Annotated in this window: 14 protein-coding genes and 2 tRNA genes; 2 read left to right on the top strand and 14 right to left on the bottom strand. The window is 61.8% G+C overall.

What is annotated here, in order from left to right:
• Positions 1–58: 58 nt before the first annotated feature.
• The 4 genes from ELEN_RS00080 to ELEN_RS00065 all read right to left on the bottom strand — a co-directional run bounded on the left by ELEN_RS00080 (position 59) and on the right by ELEN_RS00065 (position 5,360).
• Positions 59–1,069 carry an ABC transporter ATP-binding protein gene (locus ELEN_RS00080; protein ID WP_012809455.1) on the bottom strand — a complete coding sequence of 337 codons (1,011 nt, stop codon included), beginning with the start codon at positions 1,067–1,069 and terminating at the stop codon, positions 59–61.
• Positions 1,070–1,262: 193 nt separating this feature from the next.
• Positions 1,263–2,519: a peptidylprolyl isomerase gene (locus ELEN_RS00075; RefSeq protein WP_012809454.1), complete on the bottom strand. Its 1,257-nt coding sequence runs from the start codon at positions 2,517–2,519 to the stop codon at positions 1,263–1,265.
• Positions 2,520–2,766: 247 nt separating this feature from the next.
• Positions 2,767–4,578 carry a translational GTPase TypA gene (typA, locus tag ELEN_RS00070; RefSeq protein WP_009305596.1) on the bottom strand — a complete coding sequence of 604 codons (1,812 nt, stop codon included), beginning with the start codon at positions 4,576–4,578 and terminating at the stop codon, positions 2,767–2,769.
• A gap of 212 nt (positions 4,579–4,790) precedes the next feature.
• The gene (locus ELEN_RS00065; protein ID WP_012809453.1) at positions 4,791–5,360 is read right to left on the bottom strand and encodes a J domain-containing protein; all 570 of its coding nucleotides are present in this window, start codon (positions 5,358–5,360) and stop codon (positions 4,791–4,793) included.
• A gap of 478 nt (positions 5,361–5,838) precedes the next feature.
• Here ELEN_RS00065 and ELEN_RS00060 point away from each other — a divergent pair, with 478 nt between their 5' ends.
• Positions 5,839–6,957 carry an IS256-like element ISEle1 family transposase gene (locus ELEN_RS00060; protein ID WP_009307321.1) on the top strand — a complete coding sequence of 373 codons (1,119 nt, stop codon included), beginning with the start codon at positions 5,839–5,841 and terminating at the stop codon, positions 6,955–6,957.
• 136 nt (positions 6,958–7,093) lie between these two features.
• On the opposite strand, the gene ELEN_RS00055 is transcribed toward ELEN_RS00060, so the two are convergent.
• Positions 7,094–7,169, bottom strand: a tRNA-Ala gene (locus ELEN_RS00055).
• A 109-nt stretch (positions 7,170–7,278) separates the two neighbouring features.
• A tRNA-Ile gene (locus ELEN_RS00050) sits at positions 7,279–7,355 on the bottom strand.
• A gap of 225 nt (positions 7,356–7,580) precedes the next feature.
• Between ELEN_RS00050 and ELEN_RS00045 the strand changes: the two genes are divergently transcribed.
• A complete protein-coding gene (locus ELEN_RS00045) occupies positions 7,581–8,090 on the top strand; it encodes a bifunctional nuclease family protein (RefSeq protein ID WP_009608949.1) in 510 nt (169 codons plus the stop codon).
• Positions 8,091–8,121: 31 nt separating this feature from the next.
• On the opposite strand, the gene ELEN_RS00040 is transcribed toward ELEN_RS00045, so the two are convergent.
• From ELEN_RS00040 to ELEN_RS00005, 8 genes are all read right to left on the bottom strand, one after another.
• Positions 8,122–9,789, bottom strand: a complete 1,668-nt coding sequence (locus ELEN_RS00040; protein WP_009305592.1) for an MATE family efflux transporter — start codon at positions 9,787–9,789, stop codon at positions 8,122–8,124.
• Positions 9,790–10,202: 413 nt separating this feature from the next.
• The gene (gene gyrA, locus ELEN_RS00035; protein ID WP_012809452.1) at positions 10,203–13,001 is read right to left on the bottom strand and encodes a DNA gyrase subunit A; all 2,799 of its coding nucleotides are present in this window, start codon (positions 12,999–13,001) and stop codon (positions 10,203–10,205) included.
• 71 nt (positions 13,002–13,072) lie between these two features.
• A complete protein-coding gene (gyrB, locus tag ELEN_RS00030; RefSeq protein WP_157011223.1) occupies positions 13,073–15,025 on the bottom strand; it encodes a DNA topoisomerase (ATP-hydrolyzing) subunit B in 1,953 nt (650 codons plus the stop codon).
• 165 nt (positions 15,026–15,190) lie between these two features.
• On the bottom strand, positions 15,191–15,766 hold the full coding sequence (locus ELEN_RS00025) for a hypothetical protein (RefSeq protein WP_012809451.1): 576 nt from the start codon (positions 15,764–15,766) through the stop codon (positions 15,191–15,193).
• On the bottom strand, positions 15,763–17,025 hold the full coding sequence (recF, locus tag ELEN_RS00020; RefSeq protein ID WP_009305588.1) for a DNA replication/repair protein RecF: 1,263 nt from the start codon (positions 17,023–17,025) through the stop codon (positions 15,763–15,765). The genes ELEN_RS00025 and recF overlap by 4 nt, the downstream gene beginning before the upstream one ends.
• 18 nt (positions 17,026–17,043) lie before the next feature.
• Entirely contained in the window at positions 17,044–18,144 is a 1,101-nt protein-coding gene (gene dnaN / locus ELEN_RS00015) for a DNA polymerase III subunit beta (protein WP_012809450.1), read from the bottom strand.
• Positions 18,145–18,506: 362 nt separating this feature from the next.
• Positions 18,507–20,069 (bottom strand): chromosomal replication initiator protein DnaA, encoded by a 1,563-nt coding sequence (gene dnaA / locus ELEN_RS00010; RefSeq protein ID WP_009305586.1) that lies wholly within the window; start codon positions 20,067–20,069, stop codon positions 18,507–18,509.
• A 123-nt stretch (positions 20,070–20,192) separates the two neighbouring features.
• Complete coding sequence (locus ELEN_RS00005) at positions 20,193–21,308, bottom strand: ATP-binding protein (protein WP_012809449.1); 1,116 nt, start codon at positions 21,306–21,308, stop codon at positions 20,193–20,195.
• Between the last annotated feature and the right edge of the window lie 66 nt (positions 21,309–21,374).

Below are 21,374 nucleotides of genomic sequence, written 5' to 3'. Positions count from 1 at the left end.
TTGGTCGAGCATGCTCGCGCGTTGCGCGGTCATGCAGCAGCTACGTAGTATACAACAGCTAATACGCACTCACAAGCGAGAAATATTCCTCTTCACGAGCATCATCGAAATTTTCGTCTGCTTGCACACAGGGCGAGGCGGATTTCGCACTCGACGCGCAGGGTATAGAAGATGTCGACGCAGCGTCAACAACGGATCGCGGAAGCGTGCTATGAGGTACGGCTGATCGCGGAGACGTCGTGGGGGATGCAGCGGAATGAGAAGTTTGCGTGGCCGGCTCCGTAGAACGTCCGGCGATCATGCGCTGCACGTGCAAAGGAACGTCGAACAGCTCGCTCATCACGCCATCCGTCAAGAGCCGGCCTTTCGACCCGTCGGCGAACACCGTACCGTTTTTCAATAGCACGACGCGCTTGATCTCGGGGATAATATCCTCGGGATAGTGCGTGACCAGCACGATTCCCTTTCCCGCTTTTGCAAGCGTGCGCATACTCGACCGAACGTAATACATACCTTCGGGATCAAGTCCGGTGCACGGCTCGTCGAACACAAGAACGTCGGGGTCGTGCACGAGCGCACGAGCTATGAGCACTCGTCGCGCCTGGCCGGTGGACAGCGTCATGATGTCGCGTGCCGCCAACTCGTCAACACCCAGCAGCTCCATAACCTCACGAGCTCGCTCACGGGCTTCATGCAAGTGCCGGGCGTCGACCCGCGCCGGGACGCCCAGCGTTCCGTACAACCCTCCCGCCACCACGTCCGCCGTAGGCAGATGTACGGAAATCTGATCCTGCATCGTCGACGAGACGACGCCCAAGCTCCGCTTCACGTCCGCAAGGGTCGCACGCTCGCTGCCGCGAAACCGAACCGGCGGCACTTCCCGGTGCAAGGGGACCACCTCGCGCGTGATCAGCATCACAAACGTCGACTTTCCCGACCCGTTCGGACCCAGCAACGCAAGATGCTCTCTTTCCTCCAGTCGAAACGAGTCGACCGTCAGAATAGGCGCGCCCGCACGCTGCACGACCGCGTTGTGCAGTTCGAGGAAGGGAGGCGTTTGGATATCCATGGTTCTCCTAAGGGGCCGCGGATGTTTCACGTGAAACATCCGGTCGGGACGGGCGATCCACAAGCAACCGAGGCTGGCAAGCAACCCGGTGAGCCGTCAAACAAACAAACTCGCAGCCACGCCAGAAACGAAACGGCGGGGTCCCGAAGGACGCCCGCCGTGTCGAACTCAGATGAACCAACCTTCCCGAAGCTTAGGCGGCTTCCGCAGGCTGCTCGGAGGCGTTGTCGCCCGCGGCGGCATCGGCATTGCCCTCGGAGGAATCGGCGCCATCGGTCGCGGCCTGATCCTCGGAAGCGGGAGCGTCGGTACCGTCGGCAGAAGCACCGTCGGCAGCCTCACCGCCTTCGGCACCGTCCGTCGAACCTTCCTGAGTTCCGTCGGTTGCGCCGCTATCGGCGTTCGGCGCAGGATACTTGGACATATCGACATCATAGGGAAGACCCTGAGGCATGTCGTTGATCTTGATGTCGGCAGCCTCGGTGGTTTCGTCAAGCCACTTCTTGTAGGCTTCCTGCTGCTTCGTGGACTTCAGCGACGAAGCGATGACGGATATCCACTCTTCCGGGATCTGATCGAGGCTCGTCACTTCTTCAGGAGCCTTGTACACATCGGTGCACTTGATGATATGGATGCCGAACTGTGTGGTAACGAGACCGCTCAACTGGCCTTTCTCAAGCGGCTCGAGGCCGTCCTTGTACTCTTTCGCCAGGTTGCTGGGGTTGTTCCAACCCACATCGCCATCGCGCTCGACAGAACCCGGATCCTGCGAGTATTCCTTCACCGCATCGACGAAGTCAAGCTCGCCGGAGTTGAGCTTGTCGAGCACTTCCTGAGCAGTTGCTTCATCATCGGAATTGAACAGGATATGAGAGGAACGCTTGGAACCGTCGTACGCGGTCGCGTACATCTGGGCGTACTGCAGCATGTCAGCGTCGCTGGGATCTTCGTCGGAGGCGAACGATGCGTACAGCTTGTTCTCCTTGAGCTTCTGCTCTATTTCAGCGCGATAGCTATCTTCGGTCATTCCCGCCTGATCGAGCGCGGCCTGCCACTTCTCGTCGGTGTCGTAGTTCGCCTTCACCTTGTCGATCTGCTCGTCAATCTCGGAGCTCTCGACGGTGATGCCCTTCTCCTCGACGCCTTCCTTCAGCAACTCACGCTGGGCGTAGGAATTGAACACTTCTTCACGCACGGAAGCAGGGGTGTAATCGTTCTGAGAAAGCCATGTGCCCCACGAATCTTCATCGTCAGCACCCAGCTGCTCGCGCACGCCCTGGATGTAGTTGGTGATGGTGTCTTCGGCGATTTCCACACCGTTGACCGTGCCCGCCACACCGCCGGTGCCCGACGAAGCGTTGTCATCGCTCGAGCATCCGGCCAGACCCCATGCGCATGCCGCCGTCAAACCGACCGCGCACACGGTCTTCATGATGTACGTTTTCTTCATATGACCCTTCCCTCGAACATGGGCTTCGCCATCGCACCGCCTACTGGATCGCCCATGAGATAAGTACTGCGCTGTATTCTCGCACACGCGATAAAACGGGTTCTTGCGTTGCACAATATACCCATTATCGATTCACAGTCCCCACGCCAGGTTTAGGGATATACCCGCCTGTTCGCGCGAGCTGAAGCCTTATTTCCCTCTTGTAAGAATGCGCCCTGATCAGGGCGCATTCTTACATAGTGATAGATTATTTCTTGGCAGCCTTCTTGCGATCGGTGGCCGACAGCATCCGCTTGCGTAGGCGGATGTTCTGCGGGGTGACTTCCACCAGCTCGTCATCCTCGATGTACTCCAACGCCTCTTCCAGCGTGAACGTGATGGGCGGCGTGAGCGAGATAGCCTTGTCGGCGCCCGACGAACGCTGGTTGCCCAACTGCTTCGACTTGGCGATGTTGACCACCATGTCGCCTTCCTTCGACGACTCGCCCACGATCATGCCTTCGTAGCATTCCTGGCCGGGACCCACGAACAGGCGGCCGCGCTCCTGCAGCGCATCCAGAGCGTACGCGACGCTCTTCTCGGTGGACATGGAGATCATCGAGCCGTTCTTGCGCCCGTTCATCTCGCCGCGATACGGGCCGTACTCGGAGAAATGATGGAACATCGTGGCTTCGCCACGCGTGACGTTCAGCAGACGGGTGCGCAATCCCATCGTGCCGCGCGACGGAATCTTGAACACGAGGTGCGTCTGGTCGCCGCGCTGGTACATGTCGGACATCTCGCCGCCGGCGCTGCCGAACACCTCGATGGCCTTGCCTGCGTACTCGCTGGGCACGTCCACCGTGGCCTCCTCGATGGGTTCCAGCTTGCGGCCGGACTCGTCCTTCTTGATGAGCACGCGCGGGCGACCTACCTGGAACTCGAATCCTTCGCGGCGCATCGTCTCCATGAGAACCGACAGGTGCAGCAGGCCGCGGCCGGCAACCTCGACGCCCGACTTGTCCTCAAGCTCCTCGATGCGCATGGAGATGTTGCTCTCCTTCTCGCGCATCAGGCGCTCCTTGAGCTGGCGCGCTCCCACGATGTCGCCCTCGCGGCCGACGAGCGGGCTGGACGATGCCTCGAACACGATGGCCATCGTGGGCTCTTCCACTTGGATGGGATCGAAGCGCACGGGGTTCTCGCGACTGGTCACCATGTCGCCGATGTCAGCGTCTTCCACGCCCACCACGGCCACGATGTCGCCGGCGTGCACCTCCTGCTGCTCCTTCTTGCCCAGCGCCTCGAACGTGAACACCTGCTTGATGTTGGTGTTGTAGCGCGTGCCGTCGTTCTTGATGACCAGCGAGGGCTCGCCTTTATGGATGGTGCCGGAGAACAGGCGCCCCACGCCGATGCGGCCGACGAAGCTGGAATGGTCGACGGTGCAGATCTGCAGCGCCACCGGGCCGTTCGGCTCGCAGTCGGGAGCCGGGATCTCCTTGAGGATGGTTTCCAGCAGCGGGATCATGTCCATGTTGTCGTCGTCGGGCGCGAAACGGGCGTAGCCGTTCATGGCACTGGCGTAGACGACGGGGAAGTCCAGCTGCGCGTCGGATGCTTCGAGCTCCACCATGAGGTCGAACACCTCGTCCACCACTTCGTTGGGGCGCGCGCCCGGACGGTCGATCTTGTTCACCACCAGGATGATGCGCAGGCCCTGCTCAAGCGCGTGGCGCAGCACGAAACGGGTCTGCGGCATGGGGCCCTCGAACGCGTCCACGATGAGCAGGGCGCCGTCGGCCATGTTCAGCACGCGCTCCACCTCGCCGCCGAAGTCGGCGTGGCCCGGCGTGTCGATGACGTTGATCTTCACGTCGTTGTACACGACCGAGATGTTCTTGGACAGGATGGTGATGCCGCGCTCGCGCTCCTGGTCGTTGCTGTCCAGCACGCGCTCGTCAACCTGCTGGTTCTCGCGGAACACGCCGCTGGCGTACAACAGGCGGTCGACGATGGTGGTCTTGCCGTGGTCAACGTGCGCGATAATGGCGACGTTGCGGATGTTCTCTTGCTTCATGCCTTTCTTCTTCTTTCTATTCAAGCCATGCCTAAATCGGCGCGGCGATGATCCTTACGATGGGGCCTGCGGCGGGTACCGCTCCCGCAGAGGACGATTGTCGCCCGAAAGGTGCGTTTTCCGCTTGAATTCCGCACGTTTCGGGCGACAAGGCAGGCGCTGCCGGGCGATCGGGACGATAAGGAGAGGCGACCGCCGGCGAAGTACGGCGGTTACACGTCGTCCAACTCCTCGGCGAGGCGGCGCTCTTCCTTGTTGAGCTCGGCGATATGTTCGTTGAGCGTGGCGATGGTTCTCTGGGACGACACGACCTGCACGATGCCCCACACAGCGGCGGCACTTGCAATGGCGGCAACGATACCGAACAGGCCGAACGGCCGGCGGCCGGATATCAGCGCCACGATGCCGCCGATAGCGGTCATGGCAATGCCGTTACGACGCTCGTCAAGCGCCACATCGCGCTGCTTAACCAGCTGCGTGCGTGCGGCGGCTACGCCGGCCATGCGCGCCTCAACCTGGTTGGACGACGTGTAGCTGCGGGCGCGCTCGGCAGCGGCGCGCGGATCGCGAGCGGAGGTGCGCGAGCCTTTTCCGCTGGTCAGGTAGTCGTATGCTTCTTGGAGGTTCTTGAACTGCTCAGTCGCGCGATCTTGGAGCTTCTTATTGCTGGCGAACCGGTCGGGATGCAGGATCTGCACCGTTTCCTTGTAGGCGGTTTTCACATCTTCGGGCGTGGCATCATCGTCCAGTCCTAAAATGCGCAGTGCTTCCGTTCGATTCATAGCTCCCCATGTGCCGGTTTCGCGGTTGATATCCGAAGCAGGATTCTACCATGCCACCTGCACGATCACGATGTTTCCGGCTTGCGCTCACAGAATGCACGTGGGAAAAGAGCGCAGCGCGAAACCGCGGGAGGCTGTGTTTCACGTGAAACACTTGTCACAATGACGCAAGATAAACGAACAAATGTTTCACGTGAAACATCTTCGGTAAAGAGAAGTCCCTTCGACAGCGAGCTCATAAGTTCGCGAGTCGGAACCGGGCGACGGAGTTCTCCGACCGGGTACGCACAGTGGGGTTATAGGCAAGAAAGTGTGTCCGTTTTAGGGGTGTAAGGGCAGGTCAAACCCTCGATAAACCATCGTTTAAATTTCGGAGGCAGGTTTAAGTGCCTGGCAAGAATGTGTGTCCGCTTTCGACTTGACACCGCAGGTCAGAGGCCGTAAACCGCCCTCTTAAATTCCGTGGTTCAATCACGGGATGAAGAAGATACTGTGCCCTGCGTGCGGGGGCGACACGAAACGCAACGGGAAGACCTCGTCGGGGGCGACTCGTTGGCGCTGCAAGGCATGCGGCGCATCCACCACGCAACGTTACGACAACGAGCCTAAACTGCTAGAGCTGTTCCTGAGGTGGCTGCTCTCGAAAAAGACCCAAGGCGAGTTCGGCATGCCCGGACGCACCTTCCGGCATCTCACGAATAAGTTCTGGGACCTGTGGCCCGTGGCTCCTGTCTGTGACGAGGTCCACCACGTGGTGGAGGTGGATGGCCTTTGGCTGGGGCGCGACGTCGTGATTATGATCGCCTGCACCGAGAAGCACGTGATCGGCTGGCATCTAGCGAGAAGCGAGAACGCGCAGGCGTGGGCGGCGCTCATGGCGCGCATAGCCCCTCCCGACGTCGTGATTACCGATGGCGGAAAGGGGTTCGAGAAGGCGAGACGCGCCGTGTGGCCGAACACACGCGTGCAGCGCTGCGTCTTCCATGCGTTCTGTCAGGTGAAGCGCCAGACCACGACCAGGCCGCGGCTCCAGGCGGGCGTTGAGCTCTATGGCATCGCCAAGAAGCTCATGCGCATAGGTAGCCTCAACGAAGCTGCGGAGTGGCTTGCGGGCTTCTCTAATTGGTGCACGGCATGGGAAGGATTCCTAAAGGAAAAAGAGGTGGTTGACGGGCGGATCCGCTACAAGCACGAGAGGCTGCGCACTGCGCGCGGCGGGCTTCTGAAGCTTTGTAGGGCCGGTACCCTATTCACCTATCTCGACGAAGGCTTGCTCGAGGGAGGACCTGTTCCGGCGACTACGAACAGGATCGAAGGCGGCGTGAACGCCCAGATCCGCCACATGCTGCGAGAGCATCGGGGATTGAGGCTGACGAGGCGCGTCAAGGCGGCGTTCTGGTGGTGCTATATGGACCTTGAAGCCCGTGCAAGCCCGAAAGAGATCCTGAAGGAAATGCCGACGGACGTCCTGATTGCTGAGTTTTATCGAGCAGCTGCCGAAGCTAGCGAAAAAGATGAAGCGGTGGGGCGCTGGGGCACTGCTGTGCAATGGAATGACCTGCATGCAAGCGGCCCTTATCGCATGGATTACGATTAGGCTCTGGACACACTTTCTTGCCTATAACCCGCACAGTGTTATCTGAGAGTTGAACGCGCGCGGCAGGGCTCTCAACCGATCACGACCAGAAGCAACGAACCCCTGCCTCTCGGCGGGGGTTCGGATGAATAACGTATGGTGGAGCATAGGGGGATCGAACCCCTGACCTCAGGCTTGCAAAGCCCGCGCTCTCCCAGCTGAGCTAATGCCCCAAGTTGCACATTCTTCGGCTAGTCGCGAACTGCATAAAACCGCGTCTAGAAATTAATAAACGCTCCACCGGCTAACTCGGCTCACGGTGGAGCGTTTATTGCAAAAAAATGGTGGGCCCGAATGGATTTGAACCAGCGACCTCACGCTTATCAGGCGTGCGCTCTAACCAACTGAGCTACGGGCCCAAAAAAAGTGCCTGATCACTATACGTCGAATCACTAAGGTAGGTCAAGCACTTTTTGAATATTTCTTACCACTTTTTGAATATCCGGTAACGGCAGCGCGATCTTGGCCGTCCGTATCTTGAAACCGAAACGCCACGGCGATGCGACCGGCGACCCTGCCGAAGCGCTATAATCGGTAGGCCGGCCGCGCGCGACGCGACGCAAGAAACCCGAGGAGGAGTGCCGATGATTCCCGTTACCGTTCAAACGCTGATCGTCTCGGCGGCGCCGTCGCCGTCCATCATCGTGCTGCAACCGGTAGAGGAGATCGTCCAAGAAGGAAAGTCGCGCATCATCCCCATCTGGGTGGGCGTGAACGAAGCGACGCAAATGGGCATCGCGCTGGAAAAAGCGCGGTTCTCGCGGCCGATGACGCACGACCTGTTCCTCGACGCGCTGACGAACCTCGACGCGCAGATCGACCACGTGGTCATCAACGACGTGCAGGGTGCGACGTTCTTCGCGCGGCTCACGCTGCGCCAGCACGACCGCCTCATCGACCTCGACGCGCGCCCGAGCGACGCGTTGGCGCTGGCCGTGCGGCAGAAAGCTCCCATCTATATCGAGGAGGATGTGCTGGAGCGTGCTTCGTTCCCCTATGTGCTGAGGCGGACGGAACCGGAAGCGAGCGAAGCCGAACTGTCCGAGTTCAAAAAGTTTCTCGAAGGTCTCGCCCCGGAAGATTTCGAGGGCTGACCGATTCAGCCGGCGGAAAGCTTTCCGCCGCCTACCACAGTGCCGTCAAGGCATCGATGACGGCCTGAACGATCCCATGCGTCAAGCCCCCGTCGTCGGCCAGCGCCAGCCCCATAATCGCCGACAGGCTGACGGCGCCCGGTTCTTTCGGACGGCCCGTTGCGCTGGGCTTCTTCAACACGAACATCGACGGCTTCGCGTACGACACGGCCGGAGTCTCCACGGCATCCGGAGGCGTTTCGAGCCGAGGCTCGGGCCGCCGCTCCTGAGCGCGCCGCCGCCATCCTCCGCGTGCGAACGTTACCAGCAGGAACCCGGCGCGCAGCCACTCGTCCACGCACATGGCCACCCACATGCCCACGATGCCCCAGCCTAAGCCGATTCCCAGCGCATAGCCGCCTGCCACCGCGAATATCCACGACGAGATGACGTTCACCGTCACCGGGGTCTTCACGTCGCCCACCGCGATGAGCGCCTTTACCATCACGATGTTGAGCGCACGCCCGATACCCAGGAATATCTCCACAAGCAGCACCTGGCGACCCAGCTCGTGCACCATCGGATCGGCGGTGAACAGGCCGAACACCGCGTCGGCGTTGATCCAGATGAGCGTGGACACGCAGGTGGTCAGCGCCACGGCGATGAGATCGGCCACCCACACGCGCCGCGCGACCGCATCGAACTTGCCCGCGCCGAACAGATACCCCAGCACGATCTGCGTCGCCTGCGACAACGCGATGGAATACAGGTAGGCGATGCCCGCGATCATCGAGCAGTACACCTTCACGGTGACCACCGTGGTGCCCAGCACGTTGATGAACGACAGGATGACGATCTGTGCGAGGTCGTAGTTCATCTGCTCGCCCGACGAGGGGATGCCCACGCCCAGCATGCGCCGAAGCGTCTTCCAGGGGAACGGGCGCAGGTACGCCAGGCGCATGCGCACATCGGTATGGCGCAGCACGAGGCGGCATGCCACCGCGAGGCCTGCGACGCGCGCCACCACGTTCGCTACCGCCGCGCCTTCCACCCCGAACGCCGGGACGAACGCGACGCCGCCGATGAGCACGGCGCTGGCTGCGATGTTCACCGCGTTCATCGCCAGGCTGGCGCGCATCACGTCGGCGCCGCGCGCGTAGCTGCGCAGCAAAGCCGTGAACGCGAAGAACGCGCCTTGCACCACCGTGGTGGAGCCGACGATCAGCAGGAACGACGACGCCATTCCCGTGATGGACCCGTCGATGTGCAGCCAGGAGAAGAACTGCGGCCAAAAGAGGAACAGCACCGCGGTCATGGCCGCCGCGAGCGCTACGTTCACCACGAGGGCCACAGTGGCGATCTCCGACACCTTGCTGGTCGCCGACGATTTCCCCAGCACGCGGGTCACGAGCACGGTGGAAGCCGTGCCCATGGCCGACAGCGCGATGGTCACGATGTTGAGGATCTGCAGCGCGTTTCCCACCGCGGCGGCCGGCTCGGTTCCCAGCGGCGCCAGCATAAATTGGTTGATGTTCCCGATCATAATTTGCATGAACAGTTCCACGAACAGCGGGACGGAAAGCACGAACACGTCGCCGGCTGTGGTTTTCTCCGCCGGAGAACGCAGGGCGCGTTCGCGGCGCGTCGTTTGCGCGCGCTTCGCGGCTCCGCGCGCTTTCGACGACAGGCGCGCCGCTTGCGCGGCAGCTGCTCGATACATGGGTTTCCGTCCTCCTTTCGCATGAACGGCCGCGTTGGCGGCCGTCGATAACAGTCATGAGGCGTGCAGTATACGGCACGTCAACAACCCGCCAGGGGGCTGCGGGTTCCTTCATGTTTTTCGCATTCATGAGGCAGAGGGAAAGAAAATGTTTCACGTGAAACATCGCGAACGAAGAGAGCCGCAAGCGATAACGCGAAAGAGGCTGAATGTTTCACATGAAACATTTTCTTGCATGGGGGGTCGCCCGCGTCGTTTGCGGGTGGGCGGGCGGTCAGCAGGCCGCCCCTACGAGGGATCGCACGCCGTAGGGGCGGCCTGCTGGCCGCCCGCTTGCGGGCTCTCACGACAAGAAATGCCCCGCTTCGCAGGATGCGAGGCGGGGCATTCAAGGTTACGCTGGAGGCTGTTTTCTACTCTTCGTCGCCTTCCGCGTTCTCTGCTTCTTCGACGCTCTCGATCTCGGCGGTGCCTTCGGCGCCGTCTTCAAGCTCATCGATGGCGTTCTCGTCCAGCTCCTCGCCTTCCACCTGCGCGCCGGAGGCTTTCTTCTTCTTGCCTCGGCTGGAGATGGCCACTGCGGTCACGCGGTCCTTGTCGGCCGTCTTCATCACGCACACGCCCTGCGTGGAACGGCCGAGCTCGGAGATGCCCGACACCGGGGTGCGCACGCACACGCCTTCCTCGGACATAATCATGATCTCGTCGTCTTCGGCGACGATCTTCATGACGGCCAGCAGGCCCTTCTTCTCGGTCATCGTGATGGTGAACACGCCCTGGCCGCCGCGATGGTGCTCGGGGTACTCGGCGATGGGGGTGCGCTTGCCGTAGCCCTTCTCGGTGATGACGAACAGGTCGGTATCGGGCTGCGCGATCTCCATGCCCAGCACCTTGGCGATGGGCGGCACGTTCATGCCGCGCACGCCCATGGTGTCGCGGCCCATGGCACGTACTTCGCCCTCGTCCCACATGATGGCCTTGCCTGCGCTGGACACCATGAGCACCTTCTCGCCCGGAGCCACGCGCTTCACCGAAATGAGGCGGTCGTTGTCCTTCAGGCTGATGGCGATCAGGCCGTCGCGGCGCGTGCGGTCGTACAGGTCCATCGACGTCTTCTTCACCATGCCGTGCTCGGTGGCGAACATGAGGTACTCGTCGGACGGGAAGTCCTTCGTCGCGATGACGGCCGAGATGGTCTCGCCCTTCTCAAGCGGCAGCAGGTTCACGATGGCCGTGCCGCGCGCATGGCGCGACGCCTCGGGCAGCTCGTACACCTTCAGGCGGTACACCTTGCCCTTCGTGGAGAAGAACAGCATGTAGGAGTGCGTCGACGCCACGAACAGGTGCTCGACGTAGTCGTTGTCCTTGAGGTTCACGCCCGACATGCCCTTGCCGCCGCGCTTCTGCTGGCGGTAGGTGGCCACGGGCAGGCGCTTCACGTAGCCGGCCTTCGTCATCGTGACGACCATGCTCTCCTCGGCGATGAGATCCTCGACATCGAGATCCTTGGCCGCCTCGGACAAGAGCGTGCGGCGGGGGCTGCCGAACTTCTTCTTGACCTCGGACAGCTCCTCTTTGATGATGTCGTGCACCAGCTGGTCGTCGGACAGGACGCGCTTGAAGTACGCGATCTTCTCCAGCAGCTCCTTCAACTCGTCCTCGATCTTCTGATGCTCCAAGCCGGTCAGGCGGCGCAGGCGCATTTCGAGGATGGCGGCGGTCTGCTTGTCGGTCAGGCCGAAGCGCTCGGTCATGCGCTCGGCCGCTTCCTTGTCGGTCTGCGACGAGCGGATGATGTGGATGACCTCGTCGATGTTGTCCAGCGCGATGATCAAGCCTTCGAGGATGTGCGCGCGCTCCTCGGCCTTCGCCAGCTCGTAGCGCGTACGGCGGACGATGACCTCTTCCTGGTGCGCGATGTAGTAGTGCAGCATCTCCTTCAGCGAAAGCACGCGCGGCGCGCCGTCCACCAGCGACAGCATGATCACGCCGAAGCCCACCTGCAGCTGCGTGTGCTTGTACAGCTTGTTCAGCACCACCTGCGGGATGGCGTCCTTCTTGAGGTCGATGATGATGTCGATGCCGTGGCGGTCGGCGCCGTCGTGGATGTTGCTGATCTCGGGCAGCTTCTTCTCGCGCACCAGCTCGCCCAGCTTTTCCAGCAGGCGCTGGCGGTTCACCTGGTAGGGGATCTCGGTGACCACGATGGAGCTGCGGCCGTTCTTGCCCTCTTCCACCTTGCACTTCGCGCGCACGGTCAGCGAGCCGCGGCCCGTCTCGTACGCGTCGCGGATGCCCTTCTTGCCCATGATTATGCCGCCAGTGGGGAAGTCCGGGCCGGGCAGCGCCTTCATCAGCTCTTCGGTGGTGACGTCGGGGTTGTCCAGCATGAGGCACGTGGCGTCGATGGTCTCGCCCAGGTTGTGCGGCGGGATGTTCGTGGCCATGCCCACGGCGATGCCCTGCGAGCCGTTCACCAGCAGGTTGGGGAAGCGCGCGGGAAGAACCGTGGGCTCTTCGAGGCTCTCGTCGTAGTTGGGCTGGAAGTCGACCGTTTCCTTGTCCAGGTCGCGCAGCAGCTCCATGGCCACCTTGTCCAGACGGGACTCGGTGTAACGCATGGCCGCCGCGCCGTCGCCGTCGATGGAGCCGAAGTTGCCGTGGCCGTCCACCAGCGGCACGCGCATCGAGAACGGCTGGGCCAAGCGCACCATCGTGTCGTACACGGCGGAGTCGCCGTGCGGGTGGTACTTGCCGATGACGTCGCCGACCGTACGGGCCGATTTCATGTGCGGGCGGTTCGGCGTGTAGCCGGACTCGTTCATGGCGTACAGGATGCGGCGGTGAACCGGCTTCAAGCCGTCGCGCACGTCCGGCAGGGCGCGCGAGACGATGACGCTCATGGCGTATTCCAGGAACGACGTCTGCATCTCCTTGCCGAGGTAGGCGGAGCGCACGATGGTGCCCTCGCCGCCGTTGGCGCCTTCGACGATGGAGCCGTGCGGGTTCGCGATCGACGACATGTCGATCAGCGAGCGCGCCTTGTTCTCCTCGGACACGAACGCGCCGGGGCGCGACTCGTCCTCACCGCCCTCGACGTCGTTCAGCACGTCGTCTTCGTCGCCGGCCTCGGCCGCTTCGATGTCGCCCGCGTCGTAATCCTCTTCGGCGCGATTCAAGAACTCGTCGAAAGAATCGTTGTTGTCTGCCATAAATCTCCTACCTTACAGGTTGGCGTAGTAAGTCAGCGAGGTATTCCGGCGGTCGTCAGACCACCAGAACGCTAGATGTCCAGGAATCGGACGTCGCGCGCGTGCTTCTGGATGAACTCCTTGCGCGGCTCCACCTGGTCTCCCATGAGGTCGCTCACCACGCGCTCGGCCTCGGCGGCGTCGTCGATGCTCACCTGCAGAAGCGTGCGGGTAGCCGGCTCCATCGTGGTCTCCCACAGCTGATCCGGGTCCATCTCGCCCAGGCCCTTGTAGCGCTGCACGTCGAACTTGTTCGGATCGTCGTACTCGGCCAGCACCGAGCCCAGCGAGCTCTCGTCGTAGATGTAGCGCTCGATCTTCGGCGAGCGCGAGTTCTTCTTCTTGAGGCCGAAGATGGGCGGCTGTGCGATGTAGATGTAGCCGCGGTTGATGAGCTCCGGCATGTAGCGGTAGAAGAACGTCAACAGCAGGATGCGGATATGCGCGCCGTCGACGTCGGCATCGGTCATGATGATGATACGGTGGTAGCGCGACTGGTCGGCGTCGAAGTCGTCGCCGATGTTCGTGCCGATAGCCGTGATCAGCGAGCTGATGGTGTCGCTGGAAAGCGAGCGGTGCAAGCCCGCGCGCTCAACGTTGAGGATCTTGCCGCGCAAGGGCAGGATAGCCTGCGTCTTGCGGTCGCGGGCCTGCTTGGCCGAGCCGCCTGCGGAATCGCCCTCTACGATGAACAGTTCGGAGTTCTCCGGGGTCTTGGACGAGCAGTCGGCCAGCTTGCCCGGCAGCGCGAACGAGTCCAGCACGCCCTTGCGGCGCGTCATCTCGCGCGCCTTGCGGGCGGCTTCGCGAGCCTTGAGCGCCTGGGTGGCCTTGCCGATGATGCGCTTGGCCGGGGTCGGATTCTCCTCGAGGTACTCGGCCAGGCCCTGGGTCACGGCGTTCTGCACCAGCGGACGGATCTCGGTGTTGCCCAGCTTCGTCTTCGTCTGGCCCTCGAACTGCGGGTCGTGCAGCTTCACGGACACGATGGCCGCGCAGCCCTCGCGCGTGTCGTCGCCGGAGAGGTTGGAATCCTTCTCTTTGAGGATGCCCTTCGAGCGGGCGTACTCGTTGATGGTGCGCGTGACGGCCTGCTTGAAGCCGTCGAGGTGCGTGCCGCCTTCGTGCGTGTTGATGTTGTTCGCGAACGCCATGACGGAGTTCGTGGAGTACGAGGTGGACCACTGCATGGCCACTTCAACGGTGCCGTCGTCGTTCTCGGCCTCGAAGTAGATGGGCTTGTTCAGCGTTTCCTTGCCCTCGTTCAGGAACTTCACGAAGTCGACGATGCCGCCGGCGTACTGGAACACCTCGGTGCGCGGCTTGCCGTCGGCATCGGTGACGCGCTCGTCGTACAGCACGATCTTGAGGCCCTTGTTGAGGAACGCCATCTCGCGGAAGCGGTTCGCCAGAGTGTCGAAATCGTACACGGTGGTCTCGGTGAAGATCTCCGGGTCGGGCCAGAACGACACGGTCGTGCCGTTGCCGCGCTTCGTGGGGCCAACTTCGCGCAGCTTCTCGGACGTCTTGCCGTGGTCGAAGCCGATGAAGTACTCCTTGCCCTCCTTGCGCACCTGCACTTCCACGCGGGAAGACAGCGCGTTCACGACGGAGACGCCCACGCCGTGCAGGCCGCCGGACACCTTGTAGCCCTCGCCGCCGAACTTGCCGCCTGCGTGCAGGATGGTGAGCACCACCTCGACGGTGGGGATCTTCTCTTTCGGGTGCTTGTCGATCGGGATACCGCGCCCGTTGTCGTCGACCGAGATCGAGTTGTCCTGATGGATCCACACCTTGATCTCGTCGCAGTATCCGGCGAGCGCTTCGTCGACGGCGTTGTCGACGACCTCGTACACCAGGTGGTGCAGGCCGCGAGGACCCGTCGAGCCGATGTACATGCCCGGACGCTTGCGGACCGCCTCCAGGCCCTCGAGGACCTGAATGTCAGAACCGTCGTAATGGTCAGGTTTGTTTGCCACTGACATGCTCCTTTTATAGTGCGATGTGTGAGTGCAGCGCTGATTCGCGCTAACCTGAAAATTCTACCATAACCATGCCTTGATACCAATAAAATCCATCAAGTATGAAGGGTTTTAGAAGCCGTACGAGCCGCGATCTCGTATTCGATCATTATTTTTCGCATCGAACCGCTAAATGCGATTTTTATCGGCACGTATCGCCCTCTCGAGCGCCCTGCGGACCGTGGGACTTTCCACCGCCCCCACGCTGGCTTCGAGAGCAGCTTCCTCTTCGGGCGACAAAGGCGTGCGCGGGGTTTCCTCGCGACTCGCGCGCGCAGCGCGCTCGACGGCACCGTCCTCTTCCGCGCGGCGGAAGGGATGGCGAGCCTTCATTTCGAAGCGCGAAGGCAGGATCTTGAACGTCTCCACGTGCTCGCCTTGTTCTTTCAACTTCATCTTGAGGAACTCTTGGCGCGCATCGAGATCCGAGCGGATGAGGCTGTCGTCGGCGTACACCACCAGCTGCGCGCCCGTGCCCGTATGCGACGCCTTCGTCGTCGCGCCCTTCACCACCTCGTCGGCGGCCATGATGTACACGGCGTTCACGTGGTCGAGCACCATCTGCGCGGCATCCTTGTACACGGCCTCCACCGCGTTGCGCCACGCCACGTTCACGGCGGCGGCGCGCTGCGCCTTGCGCGACGCGTCGTCGCCGGCGGCCAGCGCGGCCATCAGCTCGTTGATGCTCTCGCCCAGCTTCCTCATGAGTCCCCCTCGATTCGCGCCGAAGGTTGTTCGGCCGGATCGGACGGCTGCCCGTCGCGCTCTTCGGCCTCCCCGCGCGCCGGTTGCGCGTCGATCGGCGAATGTTTCACGTGAAACATTCGATCCTCGTCAGGCATTTCGCCGGTTTTGCGCGGTTTCTCCAGCTCTACGATGCGAGCGCCGCCCAGCAGGTCGTCGTCGAAGTAGGCGAGGTTCGTCGTGGTGATGAACGTCTGGATGTCGCCCGAGATGAACGCCACCAGCGCGCGGCGGCGCGCGGCGTCCAGCTCGCTCATCACGTCGTCCAGCAGCAGCACCGGCTTTTGGCGCAAAATGTCCTGGATCAGCGTGGCCTCGGCCAGCTTGAACGCCAGCACCACCGAACGCTGCTGCCCCTGGCTGCCGAACAGGGCGGCGTTCTTGCCGTCGATGAAGAACTCGATGCGGTCGGCATGCGGGCCCACGAGCGCCCGCTTTCGCACGCGCTCCTCGCCGCCGCGGCGCGCAAGCGCATCCGCCAGCGCCTCGCGCGCCTCGTCGCGCCCGAACGTGCGCGTGGCGAACGAAAGGGGATCGTGCTCTTCCCACGAAGGGACGAAGCCCGCGTCCAGCCGCTCATGCCCGTCGGTGATCTCAGCGTAGTACGACGCCATCGAAGCCGCCAGCTTCTCGAACAGCGCGGCGCGGTAGCACGAAAGCTGCGCGCCGCACGTGACCAGCGTCTCGTTCATCGCCCCCACCAGCGCAGCCGGCGCCTCGTCCTTCAGCAGGCGGTTCTTGTGGCGCAGCACCTTCTCGTAATCGCGCCGGATGAGGTAGTGGTTGGCCGACAGCTGCGAGCCCAGCGCGTCCAGCGCGGCGCGGCGCACCGACATGGCCCCTTTCGCCAGCTCCAGGTCGTCGGGCGTGAACGTCACGGACGGTACGAGGCCCTTCAGGTCGGCTGTGCGCTTGGGCTTCCCGTTCAGCAGGTGCTTCTTCTTGCCCTCGGCCATCTGTACCGCCAGCTCAAGCTGACGGCTGCCGTCGGTGACGTCGGCCGTCAAGCGCGCGAAGGGAGCCCCGGCGCGCACCAATTGGTCGACGGGCGCATGTCGAAACGACGATTGCGCCGTCAGCAGGCCTATTCCCTCGACGACGTTCGTCTTCCCCGCGGCGTTCGGACCCACGAGCACCGTGAGCGGACCGATGCCGTCGAGATCGAACGCCTCGTAGCTGCGGAAGTTCAGAAACGAGATATGGGCGATGGCCAGATCCACGATATGCCGCGCGCGTCCTTACGCGATGCGCACGGGCATGACGAGGTACAGGAAGTTCTCGCCCTCGTCAGCTTTGAAGATGCCGGGCTTCATGGACGACTGCACTTCGAGGAACACGTTGTCGGTGCTCACCGAGGACAGCCCGTCCAACACGTAGGCGTAGTTGAAAGCGATCTCCACGTCCTCGCCTTCGCCCTCGCACGACAGCGTCTCCTGGGCCGAGCCCACGTCCTGCGCCACGGCGGACAGCTGCACGGTCTGCGACGCCATGTTGATGGCGAAGCGCACCGGCGAGCTGGTCTGCCCCAGCAGCGACGTGCGCTTCACGCCGGCCACGAGGTGCCCCACGTCCATGCTCACGCGCGTGGCGTAGGAATCGGGCAGCAGCTGGCGGTAGTTCGGGAAGTTGCCTTCCAGGCGGCGGTTGATGAATACGGTGTCATGGTACGTGACGACGATCTGGTTCTCAGCCAGCGCCAGCTTGAGGTCGTCCTCCGAGCGCGGCAGCGAAGATATCTCCTGCAAGAACGATCCCGCGATGACCGCCTGGAACTCCTCGGCGCTGGATTCGGGAAGCTCGGCCTCGGTGATGGCGAGGCGATACGAGTCGGTGGCCACCATCTTGAGCGTGGTGTCCTCGAGCGTGATCAGCACGCCCGTGAGTATGGCGCGGCTCTCGTCCTTCGACACCACGCGCGCCACGCGCTTCACCATGGAAGCGAACTGCGTGAAGGGGATGGACACCTCCTGCTGCACGTCCACGTGAGGGAATCCGGGGAAGTCCTCCGCGTCGAGCGTCTTGATGGAGAACGACGCCGTGTCGCACGTGATGACCGCCGAGTCGTCCTCGGCTGCCACGTGCACGGCTGCGTCGGGCAGGTTCTTCACGATCTCGGAGAACAGCTTGCCGGGAACCACGGCCTTGCCCGTCTCCTCGATGAGCGCCGCAACCGAGTACTGGATGGACAGCTCGAGGTCGGTCGCTTGAAGCGTAAGGGTGTCGTCGTGCGCGTCGAGGTAGATGCCCGACAGAATGGGAAGCGTCGATCGGGTTGCGATGCCCTTGAGCACCACGGACAACGCGTTCTGCAATTCCGATTGGTTGATGCTGAATTTCAAGACGTTCCCTTTCTCTAGAAGCAGCGAGCGCTGCCGTCATTATAGAGGTTCGAATGTTTCACGTGAAACATTGCGTATGATCGGCATGACGTATGAATGCGGGTTTTCGGGTTTTGCTCTTTGCTCTTGATCTTCTCTAATATATCTAAGGTTTTAATAGTTGTAATAATAAGGGCGGTGGAAATGTGGAAAACCTACGTTATCGCATGTCAACCCTTGGAATTCTTCCTGAATCGATCGTGCAGACCGAGCGCCCTCCCTCAACATCAATTATCGCTTTTATTATCTTTCCATAGGGTTGCACCGCTTTTCGGCAACTTGTCAGTCATGTTTCAGTCATCTTTCCGCCGAACGCGCGTACGCTACATCTCGTTGATGAGCCCGCGCAGCGCTTCCAGCTCCTCGCGCAGCTCGCGGTTCTCCTTCATCTTCTCCTCGACGTTGGTCACCGAGTACATTACGGTGGAGTGGTCGCGGTTGAACTTCTTGCCGATGTCGTTGAACGGCAGGTCGAGCATCTGGCGGCACAGGTATATGGCTATCTGGCGCGCGTAGATGATGTTGCGCGTGCGCTTCTTGCCCACGAGGTCGGCGTGGCTCACCTTGTAGAAGTTCTCCACTTCCTTTTGAATGTCGGCGATGGTGAGGCGCTTCGAAGGGCCGCCGGTGAAGTGGTTCTCCAGCAGCGTGCGCACGTCGTCCAGCTTGAGGTCGGGCTGGTTGAAGAACGTCATCTGGTAGATCACCTTCGTGACGGCGCTCTTCAGCTCGCGGATGTTCGAGCTGGAGCTTTCCGCGATGTACATCTGGATGTCGTCGGGGATGTTGAAGTCGTGCGACCCTTCCGACTCGCGGTACTCGTCCACGAAGCTTTTCACGATGCCCAGCTTCGTCTCGATCTCGGGGGGCTGGATGTCGAACGTGCCGCCCGAGTTGAAGCGGCTGCGGTAGCGCTCGTCGATGTCGATGTTCTTCGGCGCGCGGTCGGCCGACAGCACCACTTGGCGGCCCTGGCTGGTCAGCTTGTTGAATATCTGGAACACGATGTCGAGCGTCTGCTTCTTGCCCTGCAGGTACTGGACGTCGTCGATGAGCAGCACGTCGGCTTCCTCGTAGCGCGTCTTGAAGTTCTTGTAGCTGGATTTCTGCTTGTCGTGCGCCGCGCTGGCCTCCATGTAGTCGCTCAACAGCTCGGCCGAGTCCACGTAGATGGTGGAAAGCTGCGGCATCGTCTCGTTGATGTAGTTCTGGATGGCGCGCATGAGGTGCGTTTTCCCCAGACCCGACTTGCCGTAGATGAACAGCGGGTTGAGGTGCGCCTTGCCCGGCATCTCGGCCACGGCCACGGCCATGGAGTACGCCATGCGGTTCGAATCGCCGATGACGAAGTTCTCGAACGTAAGCGTGGACGCGGGGCTGTCGGGGCCGTCGAGCGCTATTTCTCGTTTCGCGCCGACGCCGGCGACCTCTTCCCCTACCGCCCCTCTATGCGCTTCGGGACGGCCTGCGTCGATTTGCGGCGAACTTGCGGCATTCGCGGCAGGAGCCGGCGCGGGCTGCGGAGAGCTGACGGGCGCAGGCGTTTCTGCCGCCGTCGCCATGGTTGCCGCCGGGGCTGCCTGCGCGGCGGGAGGAGCAGGCGCCGGAGCGGGAGGCTCGGCGGCTGTGATGTCCACTTCGATGATCACGGTGAACGGCATGTGGTACAGGTCGTTCAGCGCGCGTTTGATGAACTCGACATAATGACGCTCGATCCATGTCTTTATAAAGTCGTTGTCCGCGGTGATCATGAGGAACCCGTCGCTCATAGCCTGCGGATGCAGGCGTGAGAAGAACGCGTTGATCTGCGACGGATCGATATTGTTGTAGCTTTTCACCTGGCCGCATACTTCGGACCAGACCTGCTCGAGTTTTTCGCTGTTCATAGCTTGCTTCCTTGATGGGGGCATCGCGAATGTTTCACGTGAAACATCTCTCTCGTGCGTCAAGCGGGCGCCACCCGCCGCCGCTTCGATTGTATTAACAGATCGAAGCCGGGTAAAGGCCGATTATAGGGAATTTGCCACGTGGTATCCCAGATCGGTCAGAATGCGCTTCTGTCCGACCGTTTTCTCGATAAGCCCGGCTTCCTCTAATTTCGACAGCGCCACGTACGTGCTTGATTGCGGCACGCCGGTCAAACGCGACAGGTCCGTTACTCCCAGGGCTCCTTCGCTCAGGAAGATGGGCAGGAAGTCGCGCTCGCGTTGCGACAACGGGGGGATAAGCGGCGCCATCGCATGCTGGGCTTGCATGTCCATGCCCTGAGCGCGATGAGCCGGGGCACCGTGCTGGGGATAGTAGGGCGCGCCTGCCGCGTAGGGATTCTGCGCATAGCGCGGGGGCGCGTACTGCGGTTCGGGCTCGTAACCGTAAGGCGGTCGTGCGGGCGCGGCTTCCTGCGGATACGGTGGGTTTGCGTATCCGTATTGCGCCGGGTAGGCGGGTTGCTGCATCGGCTGCTGGGGAGGAATCTGCTGCTGCAGCTGCTGCGGCGCCTCGTGCATCGGGTAAGCGGGTTCCATGGCCGATGGTTGCGCGGATGCAGGGTGAAGCGCGCTCGATTGGTCGACGGGCGGCATATCGGTCGCCTCGCCCGCACGTAGGCTGATGGTCACTACGGCGCCTGTTCCCAGGTTGTCCTCAATGGTGATGGTGCCGTGCGAGAAATCGAGGTACTCTTTCACGATGGGCAAGCCCGACCCCACGCCGCGAATATAGTGTTTCATCGGCTCCACGGCGGATGTGAACCCGGGGATCTGCGCTTGATCCTTATAAGGTATGCCCGGGCCCTGGTCGGCGAAACGGATGGTATTGCCCTCGTCCAGGATGGACACGGTAGCCTCGGCGAAACGCGCGTGGATGAAGTTTTCCGATACTTCGCGGATGACGGTGTACGGAATGGTCCCTCCGGCGTTTTTAGCCTGTTCATAAATTTTCGAAGCAAGGCTTTCAATGAATTCAGCCGTCGGCGCCGGGTGTATCTCCGTCACGCGCGGGGCGCTGCGAAGATCGTCATACAGCGCGATGCGCGCTACGGCGTGTACATGCGTGTAGTCGAAAGGCTCCACGTTTTCATCAGCGGTTTCATCCTGATGATCTGCTTTTTCAATCTGGTTGTCCAATGGTGTTCCGTTTTCAGATTCGATATTCAGCATTTTTCAGCAACATTCAAAGGCATTGTAGCGTTT

This window comes from Eggerthella lenta DSM 2243, assembly GCF_000024265.1.
GTDB lineage: Bacteria > Actinomycetota > Coriobacteriia > Coriobacteriales > Eggerthellaceae > Eggerthella > Eggerthella lenta.
Note: the sequence above shows the minus strand (reverse complement) of the source record. Positions and strands in the feature narration are given on the sequence as shown.

Bases quoted from the DNA above. Each gene is read 5' to 3' on its own strand.
- ELEN_RS00065 (WP_012809453.1), bottom strand. From the start codon at position 5,360: ATGAATCGAACGGAAGCACTGCGCATTTTAGGACTGGACGATGATGCC.
- ELEN_RS00040 (WP_009305592.1), bottom strand. From the start codon at position 9,789: ATGTATCGAGCAGCTGCCGCGCAAGCGGCGCGCCTGTCGTCGAAAGCG.
- gyrB (WP_157011223.1), bottom strand. From the start codon at position 15,025: ATGTCAGTGGCAAACAAACCTGACCATTACGACGGTTCTGACATTCAG.
- ELEN_RS00045 (WP_009608949.1), top strand. From the start codon at position 7,581: ATGATTCCCGTTACCGTTCAAACGCTGATCGTCTCGGCGGCGCCGTCG.
- ELEN_RS00075 (WP_012809454.1), bottom strand. From the start codon at position 2,519: ATGAAGAAAACGTACATCATGAAGACCGTGTGCGCGGTCGGTTTGACG.
- gyrA (WP_012809452.1), bottom strand. From the start codon at position 13,001: ATGGCAGACAACAACGATTCTTTCGACGAGTTCTTGAATCGCGCCGAA.
- ELEN_RS00025 (WP_012809451.1), bottom strand. From the start codon at position 15,766: ATGAGGAAGCTGGGCGAGAGCATCAACGAGCTGATGGCCGCGCTGGCC.
- typA (WP_009305596.1), bottom strand. From the start codon at position 4,578: ATGAAGCAAGAGAACATCCGCAACGTCGCCATTATCGCGCACGTTGAC.
- ELEN_RS00080 (WP_012809455.1), bottom strand. From the start codon at position 1,069: ATGGATATCCAAACGCCTCCCTTCCTCGAACTGCACAACGCGGTCGTG.
- ELEN_RS00060 (WP_009307321.1), top strand. From the start codon at position 5,839: ATGAAGAAGATACTGTGCCCTGCGTGCGGGGGCGACACGAAACGCAAC.
- dnaA (WP_009305586.1), bottom strand. From the start codon at position 20,069: ATGAACAGCGAAAAACTCGAGCAGGTCTGGTCCGAAGTATGCGGCCAG.